Source organism: Spirosoma gilvum (genome assembly GCF_054776815.1).
Map to the genome: position 1 here is coordinate 33,986 of NZ_BAAHBH010000008.1, position 25,691 is coordinate 59,676.

A 25,691-nucleotide genomic window follows, 5' to 3' on the forward strand; every position below is an offset into this window, starting at 1 on the left:
CTCAGAAAAAATCATGCGTTGGTTAGGAGGACGTGAAAGTGGTAATGTCGAAGACCGCCGGGGAAGCGGTGGGGGTGGACTGCTCGTTGGCGGGGGCATTGGTACCGTTGTAATCGCCATCATCGTTACCCTGTTAGGGGGCGATCCGTCAGAAATTCTAAACCAGTCGTCCCAGTCATCCGCTCCGGTCAATCAGCAGGCCGATGACCAGGCCGCTTCGTTCACCCGGAAAGTACTGGCTAGTACGGAGGATGTCTGGACAAAAATTTTTGCCGAACAAGGGGCACAGTATCGCAAACCTGTACTGGTCATGTATCGGGGAGTAACCTCGTCGGGCTGTGGTACGGCGCAGGAAGCTATGGGCCCATTCTATTGCCCTGCCGATCAGAAAGTGTATATCGACCTGTCGTTCTATGACGAACTGGCTGAACGCTTTCAGGCACCGGGCGAATTTGCCATGTCATATGTCATTGCGCATGAGATAGGCCACCATATTCAGAAAGAACTGGGCATTATGGACAAGGTGGATCGATTGCGGCAGCAGCTAAGCGAACGGGAATACAACCGGGTCTCGGTACGGCTGGAGCTACAGGCCGATTTCTTTGCCGGTGTCTGGGCGAATCATGCCCAGGGGCAGAGCATTTCGATCGATGAAAACGATGTCGAATCAGCCCTGACAGCCGCTAATGCCATTGGCGACGATAAAATTCAGGAGCAAACCCAGGGGCGTGTAGTACCCGATGCCTTCACACACGGCAGTTCGGCCCAGCGGGTGTACTGGTTCAAAAAAGGGCTTAAAACCGGCGACCTGAACCAGGGCGATACCTTCAATAGCCGCGAAGACGCCAATTTGTAGTAGGGTTTGTTTTAGGCGCAACCAGGAGTCATTCCGAATTCTTTGTATAATTAGTCTTAGAGGGGCAAGCGACGTTTTGCCCTTCCAAGACTATGACTTTGTTGGACGAGTTCTCTAGGTTGCCCGATCGTTTCCTTTAGATTTTGGGATGGCTCTTTTTGTATGGTAAAGGTGGTGTCAATAAACAGATTTGTAGGCATTAATCAAGGGGGATACTTCTGAATTCACCTATCTCATAGAGATAATCCTTCACGTCACTTATACACCTTAGCCAGCTCTGTTCAGCTATATAAGCGGTGCAGGGCCCATAGCTGAAAAGTCTAATCGGTCTATTCCATGATATCGCCTGCAGCTTGTCTAACACATCTTGCAGAAGCCGACCTTCAAAAGGGGTATACAAGAAGAAAACGGTTCCATCCGAATAATTGGCTGTTCGAGCGTCTTCACAAATGAATGCAACATCCAATAGGTTGAGGTCAGTTGCGCAGCACGCTGCATAGTTGCAATAAACAGGCTCCACCTCTATACCTTTGGTCGTAGTTCCAGTTAGTAGATTCACTAAAACACAAACGTGCCCTAAGCCAGATCCCAGATCATAAAAAATGTCTTGGTTTGTTAGATTAGCTTTCGCTACTAACTGGAGAATTATTCGAGTTGGCGTTTTCTGATAAAAGACCATCTCGGGTTCTCTTTCCTGGGTGGCTATTGGGAGAGCCTGAAGGGGGAAAAGACCATTCGTGAACACATCAAGGTTATCATAGCCGACAACTGGATTGTTTGACTGGACACTTAGTAAGTCGCTGCCAGCATATAGGCTCATCAAATCCAGGAGAGTTCTACCTTGATTATGTCCGCTCTGAATAGCTACCCGCAGTCGCTCAAACAAAACCAGATTGATGGCCTCTAATTCACGTTTTATCGTTTGGGCAGACTGTTTTAATAGGAGCAGTTCCACTGATGGCTTATTCAATTGGAGCAAAGCGTCAATCTGCTCAATGGCGAATTCCAGATCGTCTAAGGCCCCAATTCGACTCTCAAAATTTAGTTCATTCCACAGCGAAGTATTTTTCTGGATGGTCTCAATGTCAGTTTGTAGATCTCTCCTAATCACTTCTGCTTATTTTCGTGTATGGGATTATCAACCAATAAAGCGGTGTTAGCCTGCACTAGCACCGCTTTAGTAGTTATGAGCGGCAGTATTTACCTTACTTCTTCCACTCAATCAGAAACTCGTTGAATGATTTTTCCAGCGCCTGCAATGCCTCGGCCAGTCCACTGGTATCATTCACTTTGAGCTTGCCTTCGGCTGTTCGGGCAATATCAGCTACCCGTGATACACCGATGGTTCCGGCGCTTCCTTTCAGGGTGTGCAGATGGCTTTTTACCGTTGGAATATCGCCCAGTGCGTAGGCTGAAATCGAACCGTTGACCAGTTCAGTGGCCTCGGTCACAAACTCCTCCATGATACTGTCGACCAGGTCCTGTCCGCCAATGTCGCGAAGTTGCCCAACGATCTCTTCGTCAATAATCGGTAGCGTCGGCTGAGGGGCTACCGCAGCCAGTTTAACGGGTTCGGGGGTAGTCTCTGATTTGGCTCGGTTAGCATCCGAAATCTCTTTCACTTTTGCCACCAGACTCTGGGCACGAATAGGCTTGGCAATGTAGTCGTCGAGGCCCTGGCTGATAAAGCGCTCCCGATCTTCCTTCATTGAATAGGCAGTCATGGCCACCACCGTGGGCAAAGTTTTGCCAAATTGTTCGCGGAGCCGACGAGTGGTTTCAACCCCATCCATATCCGGCATCTGAATGTCCATGAAAATGACATCGAAGGGAAAAAGGGAGCCTTGCTCCATGCCCTCTGCTCCATGCCCCTTACCCGCTGCTCTTTCCGTCACTGCCTGAATGGCCGCTGGGCCACTATCGGCGGTGGTGACAATACAGCCCGCTTTGCGGAGAATTTCGCTGGCTACTTTTCGGTTTACAGCATTGTCGTCCACCAGGAGTACATCCGGGTGATAGGTACTGAAGAAGTTGGCCAGCGCAATTTCGGCCACTTCGGTCGTTTGTTGAATCGGGCTGATGGCCGTTTCTTTCAGTTCGATGATGAACCAGAATGTACTGCCCATGCCGACAGTCGACTCAACGCCAACTTCGCCTTTCATCAGATGGGCCAGCTCTTTCGAGATGGCAAGTCCGAGCCCAGTGCCGCCAAAAGATTTCCGCGATGACGTATCGACCTGACTGAATGAGTTGAACAACAAGTTGATATTCTGGGGTGAAATACCAATACCCGAGTCTTTTACGGCTACCCGAATCCGGTTGAATTTGCCTCGTTTGCTGATCAGTGCCGCTTCAACTTCAATGGTGCCATTTTCGGTGAATTTGATGGCGTTGGACGTCAGATTCGACAGGATTTGCAGCAGTCGTGTCTGGTCGGCAATTACAAACGTGGGCAGATCTGGAGCCAGCTTGTACGTCAACTGGTTATTTTTTGAATTGGCCTGTTGCCCAAAGAGCGCAATCAGTTTCTCGAAAATCTCCTTAAAGGCAATCGGTGCTTCGTGGAGGACCATCTTGCCCGCTTCGATTTTCGACAGGTCCAGAATGTCGTTCAGGATATTGAGCAGCGTTTCCGACGATCGTTTGACGGTTTTGACGTAGCTCCGCTGTTCTTCATCCAATTGTGTGTCGTTTAGCAGGTCGATCATCCCAATCACACCGTTCATGGGCGTGCGGATTTCGTGGCTCATATTGGCCAGAAACTGTTCCTTCACTTTCAGCGAACGTTCGGCTTCATCTTTGGCTTTTTCCAGTTCGGCCGATTGTCGCTTTAATTCGGTAATATCACGAGCCAGCACTGCCACGACCGAGCCCGTGCTTGGGTCGTCATTCAACATCAGCATGTTGAACATATACTGCCGTTCGCTACCGTCTTTCCGACGCATACTGGCTTCAAAATTCCGCAGGCTTCGGTTCCTGCCTACTTTGAACATGGCCCGTCGAATGGCACTCTTATCGATGAAAAACTGGCTTATCTCATGTCCCAGTACTTCGTCGGGGGTGTAGCCCATCCGCTTAAATACCGACGGGCTGATCATCGTAATTCGACCTTTCCGATCGACACGGGCGTAGATGTCCTGTAAGTTTTCGAAAATACCCCGGAATTTCTCCTCACTCTGGCGGGTCGTAATTTCGGCCCGTCGGCGATTGGTGATATTCCGGGCAATACCCGACACTTCTTCAATAACGCCCCCTGCCAGCAGAATCGGATTGAGGTGAAATTCGAAAAACGTTTCGCCACTGGTCGTTGTGAAGTGTAATTCGAAGTTCTGCGGATGTCCGTGGAAAGCCTGCCTGTATCGTTCTTCCAGCCGTTTCAGGTTTTCATCGCCAATCATACGCCAGCCCAGGTTAGGCATATTGGCCTTATTGGAAGGCATTTCCTGCTCCTGATAGTCGATGAGCCGAGCGTAGTTTTTATTGAATGAGGTTAATTGCAGGGCTTTGTTGACAGACCAGATCAGGTAGGTGCTGCTGTCGAAAATAGCGTTTAAGCGGGCATTTTGTTTGTCGAGTCGGGCCTCCGACTGCTTACGGGCAATAGCCAGCGCCACCTGCCCCGAAATGAACTCCAGTAGTTCCAGATCACGCGGGCCGTAGGTTTGCGCATCATCGTACGATTTCACGCCAATAATCCCTGTAATCTCCTCTCCAATCCGCAGGGGTGCCGTTAGCATTACCTGGGGTTGTCGCTGGCCATACAGATCGATATGATGTTGTTTCTCTAATTGGCGAATGTCGCGTTCATACAGAAACAAAGGCTTGTTGGCCTGGATCGTGTACTCGATAATTCCATTGCCCAATTTCCGTTTGGTAAACCGCATGGTACTTCCGAAATACTCGTCAACGTAGTAGGGGAAGGACAAAAAGGTTTTGGTTGCGTCGTACAGGGCGATGAAGAAATTGCGGGCGTCAATAATATTCCCAAGCTCCTCATGGATTTTATGATACAGTTCGCCGAGGTTGGGGGTGTTGATCGTCCAGTTGGCAATGCTGTAGTACAGCTTCTGTGACTTTTCGGCGCGGATTTTACCGGTTGTATCGTGCAGGATACAGCGAAAGGTTGTCGGGCGACCATTGTCAAAACGACAGTTTACGCTTCCTGACAAAAAAAGTGTTTTGCCAGCCTTACTCCGAAAAACGGTTTCGACGTATGGCAGTTTGTCGCCTTCCTGAATCCGTTTGAGTAATCCAAGTGTGCTTTCGGCGTAGTCGGGATGGAGTACATCGCGTAAGTTGAGAGCCGAAATCTCTTCTGAATTGTAGCCTAAAGCTTCGCGCCAGGCCCGGTTTACAAATATGAACTTACCGTCGAGTGTCAGAAGCTGAATCAGGTCGGAGGTATTGTCGACCAGATCCTGCAACTGCGCGTTGGTATTCGATAAGGCCGAAGCTACGCGCCGTTTGTTGGTCACGTCTTCGCCGATCACGGTAAATGAATACACGTGATCATCTTTACTGTTGGTAATGACCGAGTTGATCTGTACACTGCGAAGAGCACCACTACGGGCGAGCAACGTGATTTCGCGAAGGTCGGGAAAGCTGTCTTTTACTAACGACTCCTCAAAATCGATTTCAAGTTTTGCCCGATCGGCTGGAGGAATCAGAACATCGAAGAAGTTTTGACCAATAATATCATCGGGTTGCCAGGCTGTCACCCGGTAGGTGTACGGATTGGCATAGCTAAGGGTTCCGTCGCGCTGGATGGTCAGACCCACTAAATTAAGTTGATCAACCGTCTGGCGGACATCGAATATAGGTTGGGTATCGGTCAGTGGTTGACCGTCGCGTTCATGGTGGAGCCGTTGGATTTCAGCCACTAACTCGTCTTTGGTTTTTGCAGACCAGCGCATGTGGGTAAGGAAGTTGATATGTCGTCTGACTTGTTAAATTTACAAAAAAAGTGGCTTTTTGACTGCTACTGACGGACCGGTAAGAGATGCCGCATGTATAGGACCTGCCTTTGGTCAATTCGTCATCATTACATCTGCAACGTTTTAGTCAATACATTTTGTCAATGTGAACGCGAAGTCTGATAAATTTTATCAACGACTATGAAAATGGTCCCCGAATTAAATCCTCCGCTTCAATATACTATCCAAAAATCCAAATGGCATGGAGGTAGACATCCCAGCGCTGAATTTATATGGAAACAAATCAGTAGTAGAGTTCGGGTAAACTTTATCTCTAGTCTGAAGCAACAGGCATTAAACGGAATTTCGCAAACGGCGGTCCTGACGCTTGTGGCTGTTTCGGGCCAAGATACAGATTATGGAACAGTTGTTGCGTATAATGCAAATAGAGGTTGACACCTGGCAGAGTCGATTATATTGCCAACAACGATGCTGATCGATTCTTATGTCGCTGTTTTACAGGTTGTTAGAGTGAAAAAAGTAGTATTTTCTAATAGTGAGCCTTATGACCGAATTAGTAATGTAAAATAACCAATATCATTCATTGCGTAAGTATTATTTACTTTGCCATGTTTTAGTGACTATCTATGCGACATCGCTTTATCTGTTTGCTGGTTTGCCTGATCACCGTAGCCTGCGAGCCCTTTGATCTGGCCAAAAAGAATTTCCCGGTATGTGCCAAACCAACAGCCTCAATTGGCTATACGGCTGGTACCTTGGATGTTACATTGTTTCTGGAAAATCCACAGGGCGACATTGGGGCTGTGGGCTGGGACCCCGGCGATAATAAAGGAAAAAGCCGGGTTGGCACGCGAGTAACTTATACCTACGACAAACCCGGCACCTATACTGTGACACTCACACTCGCGAACTCGTGCGATGATCAGTTTTCAACTACCCGACAAATAACCGTCAGCAATTAACCTATGATCCGCCTATTTCTCCTTCTCTGCTTCACGTGTTTGCTGGGTTTGTCGGGCCAGGCACAGGAGCGCGTTCGCAATGTTCGGGTGCGGGTGGTCGATTCGACCCAGCTCGAAATTCATTATGACCTTATTAATGCCAAACCCGGCGATTCTGTCTACCTTGAGATGCGTAGTCGATTGCGTGGGACGTTGCGTATCCTGCCGGAATTTTTACGTGGCGATTGGGGCCCAAATATCCCGGCTGGAACCGACCGACGAATTATTTGGGATGCGTTGGCCAATGGCTATTCGCTCAATGAAGAAGTACAGGCCAGAGTCTTCGTTCGGACCAATACGGGTTCTGCCGTAACGCCTACACAGGCTGATCCAACGCCAACGGTTGTAACGCAGACGCCACCCGCTACCAGTCCAGCGCCAGCATCAATACCGCCCAAACCGGCATCGACAACTCCCGTTACAAGGTCGGAACCGAAACCAGAAATAACGCCCCCTATTTCTGTAACGTCGAGCCCTGTATCCTCAAGGAGACCTAAACGGACCACTCCACCCAAGCGATCCATTTTTGCTGCGGATAGCGTTCAGGCTGAAGCAACAACACCAACAGCAACAACCCCTGCTCCTCAGCCCCCCGCACCACAAACGCCGGTGGTGACGCAGCGTGTGGAACCAGTCAGAACAGAGCCCGCAATAGTTGAACCGGCAAAGATTGAATCGAATACGGTAGCGACCAATCCGGTAGCGTCTGCAACGGATACCACACATCGACCCAAAACGCGTTATGCAGGCCCTGCCTGGGCGTTGCTATCGGCCTTGGCACCGGGTGTTGGAAATATTTTTGTACAAACGCCAAAACCCAAAATAGGCCTTCGCCCGTTACTGGCTGTAGGTTGTTATGGATTAGTGGCGTATGGGTTGATGGAACGGCAAAAATCGCGGGATGAGTATGCGATTTACGAGCAACAGAAAAACGTAAAAGATGGTGATCCGTATTATCAGACCGCCAACGAGCATTATCATCGGTATTGGCTGGCCACACGGGGAGCTGCAGTGGTAGCCGCAGCCGATGTGATCCTGACGGTTATCAGAGGTGTTCGAAACAATCGTATCCAGAAAGAAGCTCAGCGTATGCAAAGTTTTACGATCAGACCCGGACTTCAGGCCGGACAACCCATAGCCGTGGTGCGGTACAAGTTTTAATGAGTGAAAGGGCGAAAGAGTGAATGAGCGAAATGCTGACGCACTCCATTTCGCTCCGCTTCGGCGCTCCGATTTCACTCATTCGCTCATTCACTCTTTCGCTCTTTATACGTATGCGTTTGGTTTTAACAATAAGCCTTCTGACCCTTGTGTCCATTGGCAGTCTGGCGCAGTCGACAGGACGGCGGCAGAAATCGATCACCTATTCGGCTGCCAGCGAGTGGCAAAAAGTGACGCTCAAGCCCACAGCTCGGTTGAGCGCTAATCCATCCGTTAGTCCGTCAGCACCAACAGCCCGGACGACGAAGGAGCGCGAACGTATCGAATCAGCCGCTACGCAGCCATCATCATCCGACGGTTCGGACTTTCGGCCAGCTTTTACGGGCGACTTTGCCACGAACCGGAATGGCTGGCGCGCGGGCAATCTGGGCGATTATTATTACCAGATTGGCCTGGGGCGCTACAGCATTCGTAAGCGCAACATGAATACGCAAAAAGCTTCGTACAGCGCTGTTGAACTACCCGCTACTATTAACTTGAATAAGGCTGACAATTTCACCATTAAAGTCGATGTATTGGCCGACTCGGGACGGGTGCCGACGGGAGGAATACTGTTTGGCGTGAAAGATTCGCTGAACTATTCGGCGTTTACCTTAAACGGTAAAGGCGAAATCTCTATTATGCGCATTGCAAACGGGCAGACATTCAGTGATTATATGCCAGGCGATTTTTTTATGCCGGGCGTGACCGTCGATAAAAATCGGAATCGACTGACCGTTCGGCGAAAAGGTGACACCCTTCATTTTTACGTCAACGAACAGGAGGTGCGCAGTAGTCCGTATACCTTTAAGATGCTCCCCGGAAACGGTATTGGTCTGACATCATCCGGCTACTGGACATCATTCCAGAAGTTAATTGTCACGCTGGGAATGTAGTTGACTAATTCCTGACTTGCTCTCCGTTTCGATTGATAGTCAGGAGCTGGCCGTTGAGGAATACAGAAGCGGTATTTCCTCGAAACGGGGTAACCGCTTCATATTCGGGTCTGATTACCCATTCGTCATCTTCATTGATATAACCCCAGCGTCCGTGGCTTCGGGCTCGTCGCCAGCCCCGTTCGTCCGTGCCTAGTTCTACTTTATCGAAAGGTTTATCGCCAAAAGCTTCTTCGTATTTTCCCTGTCGGGCATCGGAAGGGGTAGCAGGCGGTGACACAGGCTCCGACGGGTTCATATCGGCATCTGTGGGTCTACTGATCGGCTTATTGGTCGTTTGAGTTACCTGATTAGCTGCCACCGTCGGCTCAGTAGTAGGGGTTTCGGCTGGCGTATCGGTAACTTCGGTTGCGACGGCTTCCTTTTCAGGTTCTTGTGTGTCTGTCGCTGAGCTGGTTTCGGACGGGCCATCGTCGGGAATGGATGTCGTACGTTTTTCCGTTTTCGACTTTGGACGAGGTTCGTCAGGTTGCGAATTACTGCTTTTGATAAACCAGTAGATAATTGCCAGTAGCACCAGGGCAAACAAAACGCCATAAATGCCACTACGGTCGCGGGGAATAACATCGACCCTGACCGTACTCAACGGGTTATTATTGGCATCGAAAAGGGTGTAATCCGTGGTTTTTGAGGGTTTTACCCAACCCCGATTTTTGGGCGATAGCCCTTCGCCCAGATCATCGATGGTAACGGCCAACAGGTTCTCGACTTCCCATTCCAGCGTTACGGCCTGTCCCTGACGGATGCGGGCGGGGGTTGCCATAAACGACCGGACAATGGGTTCCGGTTCGGTTTGAGTCGATGTCGGTTGATATACAGGAGGTTCAACCACAACAGGTGGTGGCGGAACGGGTTTAGCGATAACCGGCTCTGAAACAGTTGGCTGAAAGGAAATCGGTTCAATCACTTTCGGCTCAATTACAACGGGCTCCCGATTGATCAGTTGATCAAACTCGTTCGACGTTTCTGGAGGAGCTACACTGACCGGTTGCGACGGAGCAACCTGTTCAACTGGCCTGGGTGTGGGTTCAGGGGCTGGAGCTATCCGCTTTATTACTGTCGGTACCCACCGATTTTTGACGAAGTCGGGAGATAGTTTCAGGGAGGTAGCCGCGTTGACAATCTGGGCCAGGTCCTGTTCGTAAAAGTGGCTTCGCGAAGGCTGTGCCATCCGGGCAATACGAGCCTGTATGTTCTGAAATAGTAGACTATTGTTTGCTACTTCCTGGCTGATTTCTGCGGCTTTTTTTTGCGCATCAGCCAGCGATAGGCCTGCCCGTTGGGCATCCTGAAGGTAGCCATTGGTTCGCCAAACATCAGGGCCGTCGAGCACAATGGCTTCTCGAAGTCGGTCTATCAGTTCGGATTCTATCATTTTAAGTGAATTTTGTCAGGAATGGTTAGGTGGTTGTCAGAAGTTGTCAAGTCTGGTCAACTAATAGTCAGATGGTTGTCAGGTATGGTCAGGCGATTGTCTGAAGTCGTTAGATACTAGCGAACCATTTGACAACTTCTGACCATACTTGACCATTCCTGACTATTAATTGACAACTTCTGACTATTTACGTTAAAACAACAAAATTCAGTCGAACGTCACGACATTCCGACGATAATCCACAGAAATTTTTCCAAATTTCGACAGGGCCGACTGGCCAAGCAACAAAGGCGCCTTCGTACTACGGACCACATTGGCATTGACATTTTCGAGTACCCGGTCGCCAATCTGGACAGATTTCAGCCGAATAATGTCGCCGGGCGATATATCGCCATTGGCATCTTCAAAGCGTGAATGCCCCACAATATCGTCTTCCGAAATCGTGCCCTGCTTGGCCATAAACTCCGCTTCGGTCGATGAAATGGAGATGAGACTGGCGCCCGTATCCAGAATAAATTTCATGGGGTGGCCATTGACCAAAACCTGTACCTTATACACACCCTTTTCTTTGACCATAGGTACCTCAGTAGGGCCCGTACCCACCTGAGTCAGTGTAGGTTTGGTGGCCGTGATCGATGCTGGTGCCGTTGTGCTGCTGGGTTGACTGGCCGTAGTATGCCTGGCCCGACGCGGCTGGTGACTACCCGACCTCGAACAGCCAGAGCAAGCCGATACGTAGAGGGCTATAAACAGGACTAAGCTACCCGCCAGAAGCTGAGTAGCCAGTTGATTAACAGTTGTTTTTCTCATTCGGTTGTGCCAAACTAAAGGTCTGGATTTGTCCAGAACGGTTCGTTATGCGTGCGTATTGTCCGCAGAACCCGATTGAGGTCGTTTGTGCTTTTTTCTGTGTTCATGCCTGGCGTGATACAGTTTTTCAAACACCTCTGTTACTGTAACGATATAAACGCCAATAATGATCAGATTAATCAAATGATTGAAAAACGCGATCGCACCCAGCAGCACCAGAAAGGCGAATAAATACGCTCGTTTTTCGACCACATACGCCCGAAGCCGATAGCCCATTTCGCGAATCGAATCCCATATAACCACCCAGCGTCCCGGCCTTTCAGAAGGGATATGCTCTTCCAGCAGGTGGGGTTCATGAACCAGTAGGTAGCCAACACCCCAGAAACCGATCAGTAAGTACAGCAGATACCCAAACCCGATCAGATGACTACCCGCCAGTAGGTTCATAAACATATTCAGAAGCAGAACCGACCCGTGCATGGAACCAACCAGGGTTTGGTGCATGTCGCGCTCAGGATCTTCGAACAGGCCGATAAACACGATATTTTGCTTGCAATGGTTGTAGTTGTCACGGAGCTGTTCCCGAAAGGCGGTTCGTCCACCGAATTCCGACGTATCGGTATCCGTCACCTGGCCAAGGTAGAAAAAATTATCGCGAAGGCGACCGCTGGCTTCCTGCAAACCCTCTTCCGGTGCATGCGCAAACAGCCTGGCCAGCCGAAGCCACCAGCTATGCGATTTTTCAAGCTCTCCTTCGGTTTCGCGGCTTACATCCTCATTGTCGATCCAGAAATCGGGCACAAAAGAGGCTGATGTCCACAAACCGGATGGTCGTTTTCGAAGGGTAGGAGGGCAAGTGGAATGGGCGACAGGAGGGCGTTTTTGCAGGCTGTCGTAGAGTACATAGGCCAGACTGGGCAGCGAGTCGGGTTTTTCTTCGTAAAGCTTATAGTGGAAAAATTTGCCTTCGTAATATTTCGTAATGTCGACCGAGCCGCCCGCCATGGCATCGGTATTAATGCTTAAGGCTCCTTTGACGGATCGATTACCCGCCAGTTCACTTTTGGCGATCAGTAACTTGCCTTCGGCATTGAGGGTGTTTAACGCACTCTGTAAGGCTTTGTCCTGAGTGGGTTCTGTCGAAAAATCACCAAAGGTCAGATCGCACACGACCATACTGACAAACTGCCGGGCAGAATCCTGATTCAGTGAGGTCAGAAACTGTGTCAATTTTTGGCGGTCGGTAATGAGCTGATTAGTTCGCCAACTGGCATTCAGCGACGAATCGGGAACCAGCGCCAGATCGTGTGATACATCGACCAGAAGCAGCCGATTCTCGCCCAGCAACGCGTTGATGGATTGGTTTTGATGCAGTTGGCTATGGAAATGATGTAAGCCCGAAAACAGAACGGCCTGTTCGCCCAACAGCAACGGAAACTGCCCCGAGCAACCGACTGTGAATGCGGTGAGTAATAGCGAATTGACGATGGGGAAAAGCCACCGAAATGTTTTGTGGGAGACGGATTTCAAGAGTACATAAACGGCTGCGAAGATGGCCAGAAACAGAGCGCTTTCTAGCAGCCATCCATGTTCGGCTTCAAGCTCCAGAATATTCATGGGGTGCAGTTGATGTGTTCGGTACGAAGTAGATTACGGACTACCTGACGTTGAGCTGAGTTATATAGGGCTGAGCTAATGCACTGTTTACCACCCCAATTGCGGGTCAGAAACGCAACCAGCCGGTCTGGGAGATCTGAACAGAGTGGCTGTTCGTCTGCCGTCCAGTCGTGAAGGGAGCGAACCAATTGGGCCCGGTCGTCGGGGGAGAGAAAATAGAAGGTGACCGGATAGCTTTCAGCATCGATGCTAACCGTTGCGGACTGATAATGACCCGGTATTGCGTTGGGCAGCATACCCGCATAGAGCAGTAATTCGGTACGCTCGGTATTTAACGGCAGAGGATATGGCTTCTGATTGACGACAAGGGTGAACTTTGTTTGGGGACTGAAATCGCCTAGTCGGATGCGGAGCGTATCGAGTACGACGGTCGTATCCTGAAAAAAGCATCGTTGATTATCGCCCGGTTTCATGGCGGTATCCAGTCCGCCACGGCCAGCCGCAGCACTAACGGATTCGTTAAAAAACGTACCCGCTTCCCCCGCCGACGACTGCCAGAACCGCACTTTTTTGTCGGGGTAGTGGATGGCTACCTGATAGCGTTTCAGCTTCTCGGCCCGAACCCATTCGGTCAGGTATTTTTTCAACAGTTCCTCATTCTTCCTGACCAGTTCGTTGTACTGGCTGGTGTTGGGTTGCGCTACGGGCAGGGAGGCTACCTGTTTGGCCAAAGTCAGATAACCCGCTTGTGAACCAGGGCATAAACCCACCCGATATTTCGCCTGACCGTATACGGTTATCGTTGTCAGGCAGGCAAGGACAAAGACAAGATTCAGGGTTCGCATGGTTGAATTTTAATTGTCATTGATAGTCATTGGTGGTCATTAGGTAGTCATTCAAAGTCATTGATTGAAGCAGCCCTTGTACACCATAAATGACAATAAATGACCACCAATGACTATCAAATGACGTTTCATTTGTCAAACTTTTCCAAAATCTCTTCGAGCCGACGGATGATCGAGGGTAAGTCGCTGCGGGCCTGCTGGACGAGAAGATTGGGCCGTTGGGCGTACTTCTGAATAATCTGATACCGTTCGTTCACCTCGTCGGTACTGGCTTTGACCCACTTTGTATCGTTGTCGAGTTGCTGCTGACAACGAGAAGGCAGGTCACTGATTCGATTGAATAAAATACGGTTCAGGCTTTCGTAAAACGGTCGCTGGTTTTTGTAAAACTTCGTGAACGATGCCGCATACGCTTCAGCATTGTCGCTCGTAATGGAATTATTCATGTCACGCAACAAGGGCATGTCTTCCCGAATCCCGGCCAGGGCCACTTCATTGACGAACTGATCGAGCGACGGACAAGGTGAATCAGGAGGACGTGAATACGTTAGCGATCGACTGACGGTCGTAGGCTGTGTAGGTTGCGAAACGCTAAAGGCTGTCAGTTCCTGTTCGAACTGAGGAATCTGCGCCTGTCGATTCTGACGAGCCATTGCATCGGTTCGGTGTATCACATCATCGAGCAATAGTTTCCAGCTAAGCGGCCCTTTTCGACTAGCCGAGCACCAGTCCATCAGTACATTTTGAAACGATACGCTCATCCAGCCACCTTTAGGATCGCTGTGCGAAAACTGATTTCGCTGTGAACTACTCATCAGAAAACCGCCCTGCCAGTTGCGAAACAGGCTTTTAATCCGATCGGGGCTTATATTGGTCGGTGGCATCACATCAATCGGTCGGCTGCTGGTAATGGGCGAAGGTGGGTCAGTCCGCTCTTTGTTGCAGGCATCTCCAATCACAATGGTCAGCCGGGGCTTTTTCGCCCGGATGCGGGCATATAGCTCACGAAGGTTACGCGACGACGCATCGATGGTGGCCAGATCGGCAGTCGCTTTGCCAAAAATCAGCGATGGATAGGCATTCTGGCGGCTGTTGAACCCATGCCCGATGAAGTAAAAAAAGACCACATCATCTTTGCCGGGAGCCAGTTCGGCCAGTATTTTATCAACCTCCATTGCCTGACAGCGAGGGCCATAAAAACCGGCCATGTTCAAGGTTAAGCCGCTGTATTGGGCAATGGTCTGGGCCAGCCCGCCATTGCCCGTCAGCGAACTGTAGGTTTTCATGTCGTTGCCACCGATGCTCGGATCGTCAGTATCGGCAAACGCAATGAAGTGAAGCGTCTGACTTTGAGCAGCCGGACTTACGATCAGCAACGCCAGCAAAAGACGGAAAAACAACCGATAGTTCATGGCCTGGGACCTTTTGCAGTGGACGGACGGGTACGGCTGGGTTTATCCGTCTTGGAAGGGACCGGACTACCTGAACTTGATTTATAGGTTCTGAGCAGGCTAAGCATCCGCTGATGAAGCTCGGCATCGACAACTTTCGTGCTCAAATCGGCGTTCGCGTAGGCGGTTGAGAGCAGAAAACTAACGTGGTTGAACCGGTCCCGCGATTTCGGATGCGACGCATAAATAGACTCGCGCTTTTCGGGCGGTACGGGTTTCCCAGATGTTTCTTTGGCTTTGGTGGGTTCGTCCATCATCTGCATCATCATGTTTGTGGCCGCCACATCGCGTTTGGCGTCGGTTTCGTCCTGCGACAGTTTTTTCCAGATGTTGGCGGCTTCGCGCGGGTCGAAACCGGCATCATACATGTAACGCAGCCCAATCCGGTCGGCCTGCATTTCCTGCGAACGACTGTACTCACTGACGTACATCTCCGAAAGAATAGTCAGAAAGGCGATGGGTAGGCTGCCCGTTGTGGTAATTGATGGCTGCCCGCGTTGGTTCGTAGGCGTACGGGTCATCTGATTCGATCGGCTATTCTGGGACGTTGACGCAGTTCCGCCAACGGTGGTAGCTACCGCCAGCACATCGGTAATCGTTTTCCAGCTTTTGCGATTTCGGTAGTTCTTAGCCTGGTGCTTTTGGGTAACGTGGGCGATCTCATGGCCTAAAACCGATGCCAATTGTGCCTCGTTGCTGATGTTTTTGAGCAGACCTGTATGAATTACAACCGTTCCGTTTGGGAAAGCCGATGCGTTCATGGATTCGTCATTGACCAGATAAAACTTAAAATCGATATGGTCGGGGTGGTCGATGGGCAGTGATCGGATGTATTGCGGTACCAGCTTACGGCCCAGACTGTTGACGTAATCCTGAAGCGTATTGTCGGTGATGAATGTTTTAGTGAATGTTTTGCCGATGGCGAGCCGGTTTTTATCCACTTTCATACCCAGGTCGACGGCCCGGCGCATCATCAGATCGTCGGTGTTTTCTTCAACGGGCCGGGCTGTACCCCGCGATACGTAAATGATGCCGTCTGTCTCGCGTTTACCATGCAAGGTCACTTCGCAACCCAATTGTAGCTCGCTGAACGAGTTGAATTTTTTGTCTTTCCACTCATGCTGGCCTTTGATTTCGGCACCTTTCTCCAGGATGACCAGTTGCCCATCGACGGATGCTTTTTGCCCCTCGAAAAACTCAAACAGACCCGTCAACGTCACTGAGCCGTAGTAATCGTCGGATAGTACAATTTCTTTGGCAATGTTCTTCAGGCTACGTTGGTAATGATCGATGTAGAGGTCTACTTTCATGCCAGGAACAACGGCTGAAGGCTGAATTTTATCGTCGGGCTTTACTTTGTCGAGCTTACGGAATTTCTTTAGGAAAAGGGTGCTGTTGTTGATGCTAATGGTCGAATAGCGCGCATCGGGGTCATCTTCCAGATATACACCCATCGTCAGGTAAGGCGGTTTAAACGTTAGAACGGTGGCATTCGTGAATTTTTTGTCGAGTGGCACTTCATTCATAGGCATCTGCGCTAGGGTGCGAAACACCAGTAACAGCAGCGTAGATAGGAGAGGAAAGAAAGTGCTTTTCATCGTTCGGGTTCGGATAAACGTCAAAAGATCAGATCGTCGGCAGTCTGGTTCAGAAACTCAGGGCGCTGGAGCGCTCCGGCTTTCTGGGAGGTTTCGAGCACGTCGCTTCGTACGTTTTTCAACGCCTGTTCTAAGTTAGCGCCTTTTTTCAGATACCGAAGCAAAGCCTCTGTGTAGCAGCCATTTCGTCCTGATCCGTTCCAGGCCCGGCTACCTGCTGTAGTGGCCTGTGCCACACAGCAATTGCGGATAAAGTTCTCGACCACAATGGGCGAAAACGGGGGAGGAGTAAACCGGGAGAGATTGTCGATGGCCTCCGTAGATGCCGACGGAGCGTTTTTAAGCGCTTTCAAGGGGTCTTCCCGGCAGGCATCCAGCACAATGACGCAGAATCGGGGGTTTTTCTTTTGCAACTGCTCAATGAGCGTCGTGATCAGAAAGGCATGTTTAGTCAGATCGTCGTCATACCGTTTCGGAATGGTCGGGTGTACCTCAATATCGGTGGGCAGTAAATAATTGGCCCCGTTGTACTGGAGTCCATGACCGGCGAAGTAAAAAAAGACGACATCGGCAGCAGCGGCTTCCTCGTAAAACGTGGCCAGTTTTTTCCGAAGTATTGTTTCTTCCGCATTCGTTTCGAGAGTTGTCGAAAAGCCCAATTCCTTCAGCCGACTTTCTATCGCTTTTGCATCGTTGACAGGTTGCTCCTGCAATGGTGGGCCAATATTTATATACTCGGAATTACCAACCACCAGCGCCACTCGTTTGCCCGTAAAGGTTGAAGCTAAGCCAGTAGTATTGCCTGAATTAGACGGCCGCGAACCGGTTTTGGACGGAATCAACCCTTGCCGGATCAGCCCTTGCTGGCGGACTTCGGCATCGGCATAACCTGGTTTCATGGTCAGGGCTCTGCTGTAAAAATCAGCCGCGTGGAGGTAGTCTTTTTTGCGTTCGTAGGCTTCGCCCAGATCGGTCAGAACGCGGTAGGCTTCTCCATGTTTACGTTCGAGACTCCGTTGGAAATCGGCAATCGCTTCATCGACTTTGCCACTATAGAGCTGCGCCCGGCCCCGGTTTCGATACGAATAGGGCGATGCCGGATTCAGGTTGATGCCTTGTTGGGCGGTACGTAAGGCTTCGGCCAGTCGGTTTTGCTTGACCCGGCAATAGCTTAGCCCACTGTAAAAATTAGCCTCTTTGGGTTTGAGCTGGATAGCCCGTTCATAGTCGGCAGCGGCCCGGTCATATTCGCTGATTTGGACCAGCAGATAGCCACGTTGGGCATAATACCGAGCCGATGTATCGACCAGCGCAATGGCAGCCGTGGCATCGGCAATAGCGTCGGGATAGCGCCCGAGCCGACCACGAACAATGGCACGGGCCAGCCGAACCGCATCGGCATTGGGGAGTAGTTGCAGGGCTTCAGTATAAAGGGCTTCGGCTTTGGCTGGGTCTGGTTCTTTATCAGCCAGTGCAGTCAATTGATGCACTTTTTGCTCCGTCACCGATTGCGCGAAGACTAAGGTGGGGAGCGAAAAGCCAACGAGTATCCACCCGAAAAACATCCATCGAGTAACCAGAAGGTAACCAGAGACGTAAACAGGCCTTGCCATTTCGCCAGATGATGTTTAATTGGATACTGGAACCGTTAATCCGCTTGACTGTCAGCTTGGTAAGGGGATAAATATAAGTGAGTTCGTTGACAATTCAATAGTAGTCCCCAGATCAGAACCGGTACGTTCCTTTTAATTCAGACTCTGCCTTATCGGGCACACCGTTCCATTATCCCGATGCGAAGACAACTCATAAAAACGAAGGCGAAGAAACTAGCTAATAAAAAAGGATCAGTTGTGGATGGGCGCTTCATAACGTGGCTGGATTCTAGTTCAACAATTGTCGTGCAATGTAACAGGCAAGCCTATTAGTCATACAATAGTTAGTCCTAACTACTTTTACATAGCCTGTAAGCAACAAAAACGACCCGTCTCTGTAGTACTTCCTATGCGTCGGGAAGTAGTATAGTCAACAACTACTTTCCCTGCCGTATCATCCATTCGTGAATGGATACGGACTAATTTTATGAACTTTCGTTGGCTTTGCTTCGGTATACTCATTTGGATTACTGCTGGTTTTTGGGCTTGTAAAACGGGCCAGCAATCGACCCCAATAGCTGTTAAAGACGTGATGGATAAAGCGGTCAGCCGGCTTTATGAAACGCACAAACCAGAACAACTGGATACGATCAGCCATAACTATATCCTTCAGTTCCTGAGTGAATCGGAGAAGGATGTACTGGCTACGCAATACCTGACGTTCGAAGTGGATGTGCCCGCCGTGGTTTCGTTAATGCGGGATCAGAACCAGAAAGTAGTACCCTTCTGGCTGACAGAAAGTGGCTTTCAAAAAACGGCTCTGGTTGTAAAAAATGAAGAATACACCTATGAGGTGTGGCAAAAGGCTGTTCAGCCGGGGACGGTGCAGCTTGGTATCAACGGCTTCGACAAACATCGTCCGGTGTATTTTATCAGTGTTGGGGCACAAAAGCCGGGCAGTAAGGTCAACATTACAAATGTGTTTCCGGCCAATCAAACACTCGATACACTACGGGTAGGTGCATTTACGTACCATGATTGGAGCGACCTGACGCTTACCGAAGTGCCGGAGTCGTTGCGGGGTCAGGTGTTGTTTCAGACCATTCGCGGTCGGGCGAGGGAAGCGCATCTGGTAGGTGCTTTTCGAAAAACCGTCTCTCCGTCGCAGGAGCGTCCCGATCAACTTTTGCTAACATGGAGTGGAGACCCCACTACGACGCAGGACATTCAATGGCGAACGGCCCCTTCGGTTAAAGACGGCTGGGTCCAATACTGGTTAACAGGTACAACGGATACGCTGTTGAAACCAGCTACGGCTTTTCGGATGGAAGATCGGTTGTTGCAGAATGATCGGTACGTCAATCGGTTTACGGCGCAACTTTCCGGGCTGAAAGCGGGCAAAACGTATGGGTATTGTGTTGGTTCTAAAACGAGAAACTGGTCGGTTCCGGCCACCTTCCGCACACAGTCGGCAACGCCCGATGGGTTTTCATTCATCTGGTTTGGCGATACGCATAAGTCGCCGGACTGGGGGACTATGGCCCGGAAAACGCTGGAGCTTCATCCCGAAATCGCCTTTTACTCCATTGCAGGTGATCTGGTCAGTACAGGCTTGCATCGGGACGAATGGGATGAACTGTGGCAGCATTCGGGGGAGATGTTTCGCTATAAGCCGCTGATGCCGATTCCCGGAAACCACGATAGTCAGGATGGATTAGGGGCCTGGATGTATCAGGAGATGTTCAGTCTGCCCAAAAATGGTCCAGCCCATAAGGAGGTGCCTACCGAACAAACCTACGCCTTCACGTATCAGAATGCGCTCTTTCTGATGATCGACGCCACATCGCCCATTGAGACCCAAACTGCCTGGATACAAGAGCAACTGGCTAGTTCGAAAGCCGACTGGAAATTCGCCTTTTTCCACTTTCCTCCCTATAATTTTGAGGAAGATTACGCTGATATTCGCCGAGAGTGGTGCCGGTTATTTGATCAGTACCACGTCGATATGGTCATGAGTGGCCATGTGCATTACTACCAGCGGACAAAACCCATGTTTGCCGAGAAACCGGTTGCTTCGCCAGCGCAGGGGACCATCTATACCATCTCGATTGGAATACCCAGTGAGCATGAGGTTTGGCCAGCCGCCGATTATGCGGAGATTCGATATAAGAGCGGCCCGTTTTATCAGCACATGAAGATCAACGGCAAAACGCTAACCTACACCGTGTATGACAAAGACGGGCGCGAAGTGGATGAACTGAAGATTGTGAAATAACGCCGTAGGCTAGATCGAATAAGCACAGCGTAAAGTAAGTTTTCTGTTATCTTTTTTGTCATTCCGACGCAGGAGGAATCTCCGGGTGAGAAAAAACTATACTTACCCGAAGATTCCTCCTGCGTCGGAATGACAGAAAACTTTTATGACAGTATAATAAACCAGTTTACTCGTAGCGAATCAACGCCTTTGTTTTCACCCGCCAGACACCGTTTTCGAGTACAGCCTCACCATCCCGACGCATGGTGATTCGGGTATGGCTGGCGCTATAACTGTTCTCACTGTCGCAGGCGGGTTCGATCATGTAATTCCGGTAGGTCATGAACCTTGCAACCCGACCCGGATCGGCTTCAAATCGGAACGTTGCTACGGTCGGATTGTCGGCGTTTACACTGAAGCGGTATGCTGATTCTGGAGACAGTACGGGTGATTTTTGACCCAGATCGAATTGCCCGGATGGGTCGGGTGGCGGAAAATAAAAAACTTCTGATCGGCTCAACGGGGGCAACGGTTCGAGCGGGGGTAGTGGCGGCAGGGAGGGCTGTACCTGTGCTGGCTCCGGTTCGACGGGTACGCTGGTAGTCGGTTCAACCAGAGGTTCGCCCGTGCGCATGGTGGGCCGATTTTCCGGTTTTTTCTGACTCGTTTGTTGCTTTAATTGCCGAATGGCCGTCAACGGGTTTTCGCCACCCAGTTCGGCAACAATGGCATCATATTGGGCTGCTTTCTGACGATCAGCCGACCGGACCGTATTGACATCGGGACCGGATTTAGTCCGTTGGGCGGTTTCCAACGAGTTTCGTAATCGGTTATTCTCGTCCTGTAATGCATTGATTTCAGCTTGTGCAGACCGGTAAAGCAGTAAGTAAACGGCTCCGCCCCCCAGTATCAAACCACCTAATGCAGTTAGTATCATCATCCAAAGGTTATTTTCTTCTTTCTCTTTCAGTTGCCGCTCTAACTGACCCATTCGGTAAAGCGTTGGATCGACACTCGCACTATCACCTTCAACGATTTGATCGGTAGATTCATCTGTCGGTGCCGGATTAGCGGTAGCAGCCGGTTCAGTCGATTCGGCAGCGGGCGGTAGCAACGCATCGATTTTTTGAATAATACCCAGTTGCACAGACGGACTTAAGGGCTTGCCGTAGTTGTTATCGCTTTTGTAGCGGCTGTAAAACTGAATCAACTGCTTCCGAATGGCGTCATTAGCCTCGGCCGATGACATGGCGTTGAACTTTGCCGTATTTTTTAACTCGCTCAGCTCCTGCATCTTTACACCCACAGCATCCCATCCGCCAACCGTTCGGATAACATTCTGAGGGTCGCAACCATCGCCACAGGCGATAAGTCTGGCGTAAATTTCCTGCGCTTTTGTCTGGCCTCGATCCTGACTTATTGTGCTAAACACTGCTTTGGCGACTTCCTTCGTCAGCGTATCGACGGCCGCCTGGTTGGTGGTCTGGGCGAAGGTTGTGGTGGTAATCAGGCCAAGTATGAAAAAAAATAGTTTTCGCATAAAAGGTGATAGCTTGTCGATTTTGCTAGTACACAGCGTTTCACGGAGAGCAAAGAGATTCACAGAGAATAGAAATAGCTCTGTGAATCTCTTTGCTCTCCGTGAAACGCTGTGTAACAACTTTCAAACATTACGCGAGTGCATTTGCCAGTTTATTGATTGCCCCGATCAATGGGTAGAAAAACAGCGTTTCTTCGATGGGAGCGCCCAGTGCGTCGGTCATGCCACTGTATTCGGCCATCAGATCGCCTTCTTTCCGCTGAATGCCATCCATAAGTGAGGTGTCCAGATGCGTCCGCAATTCCTGCTGAGCCACAACCAGCGAGCGAGCCGAGACGTTCAGGTTTCGAACGAAGCTGAATTGCTGATTGATCGCAAAGAAGAAATCAATGAACTCGTTGGTTTCTTTCAATAGCGAGTCGATCACTTCGGGTTTGCGCAGATCGGCATAGGTCAGCTCTGGGTATTGGTCGTTGAACGTAGCCGGATACACATAGCTGATGGCTTCCGTATCGACCGGACGGTTATTGGCCGGTTGCATCAGGGCACCTTTGCAGGTTACCTCTTTGGGGCCTTTACGTTCGTAAAAGAGTGTCAGCCCACTGGTATCATAAGCCTGGTCGTAGACCTTTTCGAAAATGACCCGCGCTAGTTTACCCAGCATCTGATCGTCGGAACTGATGATGGTCAGGAGTTTGGAACCCGTACCGCTGAAGGTAATGGCGCCCGGCAGGTTGATGCCCTTATGCTTCATCAATCGGGCGATGTGGTAGAGTAGCGCTGTGTAGAACAGCACAAACACCACTTTCAGGTCTTCATCTTTGGCCAGCATCCCGTTGAACGATAGCATACTTTTGGCTTTTACGTCGTTACTTTTCTCAATCGAGAACCAGAACGCCATAATATCCTCCGATCGGTTCGTGTCCAGAATCCGCCGGTTGTTGTCGCTAAGGTTGCCCAAGCTCTGGCTGTCCAGCAAGGTCTGAATCCGATCGGCATATTTGCGGATGAATCCGTTATGGCTGGCGGCTCCGTACTCGCTGAAGGCATCGCCGTAGATGGCATTCCCGGCAAATCGGAACGAGGTCAGCAGCTTAGGTTCGTTACGTTCGTATACGACCACATCCGATGTACCTCCGCCAATATCGACGTTGATCACGGGCCGGGCCGATGCGCTGAGGGTTGGGTTTTGCTTGTAATAATAGAATGGGGCTACCGATTCTGAAACCTCCCGCAGTCGGCCAGGGGCACCGCCGATGTAACGGTCATACAGCGTTTGCCAGTCGGCCCGAAGCTGACTTACGCGACCGGGTGTCATACTGGCTGGGAAGAACCAGTACACCGTCGTTTGGGCTAGATTTCCGCCTTCGGTCAACACTTTGTTTTTGATAAGCATCAGCAACTCTTCCAGAAACGCTTCGACACGCCGTTCGGTCTGGTCGCTGTTTTTGGCCCATTTCAGGTTAGTCGTGATGCGGTTGGAGCCCGCCGGTTGGCGCTCCACGTAGAACGGAATGTTGAAATCGGCCAATGCCTGCGTTTGCTGATTGTAGCTCAGGTTCATTGGCTCGGCAATTGCAGTGCGCGTCGGGAAGTTGTCGGGTTTGCCGGGGCCAATGGTTGGCGGTACAAACTCCAGATCGTAGAGCAGGAACAACTCAAACAACGCCGGATTGTATTGCGCCGGATTGACTAGTGTAGCTACTTGTGGTGTCAGTTCAGCCACATCGAAAGGCCGCGGGGAGCCGCCATCGACTTTGTATTCGACGTGGGTATTGGTGGTCCCGAAATCGACCGAGAATTCGAACTGTTTACTGCCGCCACTGTACTGCTGCCAGCGCGGAATCAGAATGCCGTTCATTTCCTTCCCATCACCCCGAATATGCGCCTGCAGGTAGTCAAATTCTTCGCGCAGCACGTAATATACACTTGACCCATCGGTGTTTTGCTGACGAACCGTGCGCTGGTGTTTCGACTCAACCGCTACTTCGGCATTGCTCCGTTCGTTAAAATACGTCAGTTCGTACTGGTTCTGACTGTCGAAACCTGATTCGATCAACTGAACCCGGTAGTCGGCGGGCACGGTGACGGCTCCCGAGCGAACAAACGGATAAATGTTGACTGTGAATGAGTTTTCGATAATGATCCCCTCGTTGGTGGCTTCGTTAGGAGCGCTAACGCCACTGGCAGTGGAATTGTACAGGCGCTCGAAGGTAATGAACTGATTGCCGGGCTGGCTGGGGGCCGTAACCGGAATGTCGAGTGTCACATTGATGCCACCACCCTGAGGGGTCATTTTGATCCTGACGCGGCCGGTCAGCAAATCTTCGACATTGAAGAAATCGAAGAAGTCCTTTTTCAGCGGTAGCAAAAAGCCCTTGTCGGTGGCAGGTGTTTGCAGGTTTCCATCGAAGAAACGGCCCCGGTCGGTGGGGAAAGGCAGGCGGATCAGGTAAGGTTCCAGCAGATCGCTGACGGTAAGCCAGGGGTAATTGCCTGGTTGTCCAGGTAGGGGCCGCTGGTTCTCGCGCCAGGATTCTCGCGCATAGTAGGGCACTACCGTATTCGAGTTCCACAGCGTTTGCGGTACATACGTAAACTGCCGGAAAAAGCGGTTCTGCAGCGCCATTGGTCGCGGCAGGTTCGGATTCAGCCGGGCGTATTTATCCGACCGGATAATGAAATCGCTAACCTGACTAATGGCCCTTGAATCGGATTTTTTCTTGCGAAGTGCAAATCCGAGTACTTCGACAATATCGCCCGGCCCGGTGGTCAGTTCATCAAAATCCTGCTCAAATTTCTCCCGCGTCAGCAACGGCTGCCCATTGTGCGATTCGATGTGTTCGTAGAATAAACCGGGATTATGTTGCTGCAACAGCGCCCGGCTCCGGTTGAGGTAGTCATCCACCTCGCGGAAACGATCGCGGAAGTTGGGCATGAACTGCTTGATGGCGTACCAGAACTTCTGATACTCAATGTCGCGCTGGTACAACGGACAAACCGAGGCATCGAACAGTCGATCATTGCCCATCGATACATCCACCCAACTCAAATCGTTTCCCGAGCTGAAAAATAGGGTTTTGGGTGAGGTTCCCCCAACAACCCGACCCCGGTAACTCAGGATAAACAGCCGGTGGATGTCGCCAAAATTATATTCGGCTGCATCCTGGTCCAGAAACAGCTTCAGCGCATCGCCCAGTCGCTTGTGTCCCTGGTTGATGGATTGCCGAAGTCGTTCCAGATCAGTACGAATATCGAAGGGCGTAATGGTAATGTAGGTTTTGAGTTTGTCGTAATTGAAGAACAACTCACCCACATCGAGGGCATCCGATACGATACGCTGATCGTTGACCGTACCGATCAGGTCAGGCCGGAGGGCCAGGTTCAGGAAGGCCGACCGAACCAGGTCCATGCGGGCGAAAGGACTCGGAATAGACGTCGGTTGTTTTATGGTCTGCCCGCCCTGTGGGTCACGAATGGCCGCAATCTGGTCGGTGCCGAAGGGCTTGCTCACGTACCAATGCAGACCCGGTACGGGGTTATGTAAGCTGAATGTGGTTGGCATAATTTTTTCTGTTTTCCGTTTACTGTCTTCTGTTCACAGTTGGCTGACGCATGAGATTATTAACGCGTCAGCCAACTGTGAACAGAAGACAGTAAAC

Annotated in this window: 16 protein-coding genes; 5 read left to right on the forward strand and 11 right to left on the reverse strand. The window is 50.5% G+C overall.

Translation table 11 applies throughout. From position 1 onward, the window contains the following. Positions 1–13: 13 nt before the first annotated feature. Positions 14–856 carry a KPN_02809 family neutral zinc metallopeptidase gene (gene ypfJ / locus ACYVFD_RS20715; protein ID WP_461092408.1) on the forward strand — a complete coding sequence of 281 codons (843 nt, stop codon included), beginning with the start codon at positions 14–16 and terminating at the stop codon, positions 854–856. A 199-nt stretch (positions 857–1,055) separates the two neighbouring features. Here the strand turns inward: ypfJ and ACYVFD_RS20720 are convergent, their stop codons facing one another. Both ACYVFD_RS20720 and ACYVFD_RS20725 read right to left on the reverse strand, forming a co-directional pair. Continuing rightward, complete coding sequence (locus ACYVFD_RS20720) at positions 1,056–1,967, reverse strand: hypothetical protein (protein ID WP_461092409.1); 912 nt, start codon at positions 1,965–1,967, stop codon at positions 1,056–1,058. Between the two features lie 94 nt (positions 1,968–2,061). Then, positions 2,062–5,769: a PAS domain S-box protein gene (locus ACYVFD_RS20725; protein ID WP_461092410.1), complete on the reverse strand. Its 3,708-nt coding sequence runs from the start codon at positions 5,767–5,769 to the stop codon at positions 2,062–2,064. 647 nt (positions 5,770–6,416) lie between these two features. On the opposite strand from ACYVFD_RS20725, the gene ACYVFD_RS20730 reads away from it, so the two are divergent. The 3 genes from ACYVFD_RS20730 to ACYVFD_RS20740 all read left to right on the forward strand — a co-directional run bounded on the left by ACYVFD_RS20730 (position 6,417) and on the right by ACYVFD_RS20740 (position 8,887). Then, positions 6,417–6,752, forward strand: coding sequence for a PKD domain-containing protein (locus ACYVFD_RS20730; protein WP_461092411.1), 336 nt, complete (start codon positions 6,417–6,419; stop codon positions 6,750–6,752). Positions 6,753–6,755: 3 nt separating this feature from the next. After that, complete coding sequence (locus ACYVFD_RS20735) at positions 6,756–7,952, forward strand: hypothetical protein (protein WP_461092412.1); 1,197 nt, start codon at positions 6,756–6,758, stop codon at positions 7,950–7,952. A 113-nt stretch (positions 7,953–8,065) separates the two neighbouring features. Then, complete coding sequence (locus ACYVFD_RS20740) at positions 8,066–8,887, forward strand: hypothetical protein (RefSeq protein ID WP_461092413.1); 822 nt, start codon at positions 8,066–8,068, stop codon at positions 8,885–8,887. A 4-nt stretch (positions 8,888–8,891) separates the two neighbouring features. Here ACYVFD_RS20740 and ACYVFD_RS20745 read toward each other — a convergent pair whose 3' ends face one another. The 7 genes from ACYVFD_RS20745 to ACYVFD_RS20775 all read right to left on the reverse strand — a co-directional run bounded on the left by ACYVFD_RS20745 (position 8,892) and on the right by ACYVFD_RS20775 (position 18,256). Beyond that, positions 8,892–10,322, reverse strand: a complete 1,431-nt coding sequence (locus ACYVFD_RS20745; protein ID WP_461092414.1) for a WG repeat-containing protein — start codon at positions 10,320–10,322, stop codon at positions 8,892–8,894. Positions 10,323–10,529: 207 nt separating this feature from the next. Further along, on the reverse strand, positions 10,530–11,132 hold the full coding sequence (locus ACYVFD_RS20750; protein WP_461092415.1) for a retropepsin-like aspartic protease family protein: 603 nt from the start codon (positions 11,130–11,132) through the stop codon (positions 10,530–10,532). 45 nt (positions 11,133–11,177) lie between these two features. Continuing rightward, on the reverse strand, positions 11,178–12,749 hold the full coding sequence (locus ACYVFD_RS20755) for a hypothetical protein (protein ID WP_461092416.1): 1,572 nt from the start codon (positions 12,747–12,749) through the stop codon (positions 11,178–11,180). Next, a complete protein-coding gene (locus ACYVFD_RS20760; protein WP_461092417.1) occupies positions 12,746–13,594 on the reverse strand; it encodes a hypothetical protein in 849 nt (282 codons plus the stop codon). Before ACYVFD_RS20760 ends, ACYVFD_RS20755 begins: the two co-directional genes overlap by 4 nt. Positions 13,595–13,722: 128 nt before the next feature. Next, positions 13,723–15,006, reverse strand: coding sequence for a caspase family protein (locus ACYVFD_RS20765; protein WP_461092418.1), 1,284 nt, complete (start codon positions 15,004–15,006; stop codon positions 13,723–13,725). Next, on the reverse strand, positions 15,003–16,643 hold the full coding sequence (locus tag ACYVFD_RS20770; RefSeq protein WP_461092419.1) for a M48 family metalloprotease: 1,641 nt from the start codon (positions 16,641–16,643) through the stop codon (positions 15,003–15,005). The genes ACYVFD_RS20765 and ACYVFD_RS20770 overlap by 4 nt, the downstream gene beginning before the upstream one ends. A 20-nt stretch (positions 16,644–16,663) precedes the next feature. Next, positions 16,664–18,256, reverse strand: coding sequence for a caspase family protein (locus tag ACYVFD_RS20775; RefSeq protein ID WP_461092420.1), 1,593 nt, complete (start codon positions 18,254–18,256; stop codon positions 16,664–16,666). 466 nt (positions 18,257–18,722) lie between these two features. Between ACYVFD_RS20775 and ACYVFD_RS20780 the strand changes: the two genes are divergently transcribed. Next, a complete protein-coding gene (locus ACYVFD_RS20780; protein WP_461092421.1) occupies positions 18,723–20,510 on the forward strand; it encodes a purple acid phosphatase family protein in 1,788 nt (595 codons plus the stop codon). A 166-nt stretch (positions 20,511–20,676) separates the two neighbouring features. On the opposite strand, the gene ACYVFD_RS20785 is transcribed toward ACYVFD_RS20780, so the two are convergent. Both ACYVFD_RS20785 and ACYVFD_RS20790 read right to left on the reverse strand, forming a co-directional pair. Then, positions 20,677–22,029 (reverse strand): hypothetical protein, encoded by a 1,353-nt coding sequence (locus tag ACYVFD_RS20785; RefSeq protein ID WP_461092422.1) that lies wholly within the window; start codon positions 22,027–22,029, stop codon positions 20,677–20,679. A 130-nt stretch (positions 22,030–22,159) separates the two neighbouring features. Then, a complete protein-coding gene (locus tag ACYVFD_RS20790) occupies positions 22,160–25,594 on the reverse strand; it encodes a hypothetical protein (RefSeq protein WP_461092423.1) in 3,435 nt (1,144 codons plus the stop codon). Positions 25,595–25,691 lie beyond the last annotated feature (97 nt).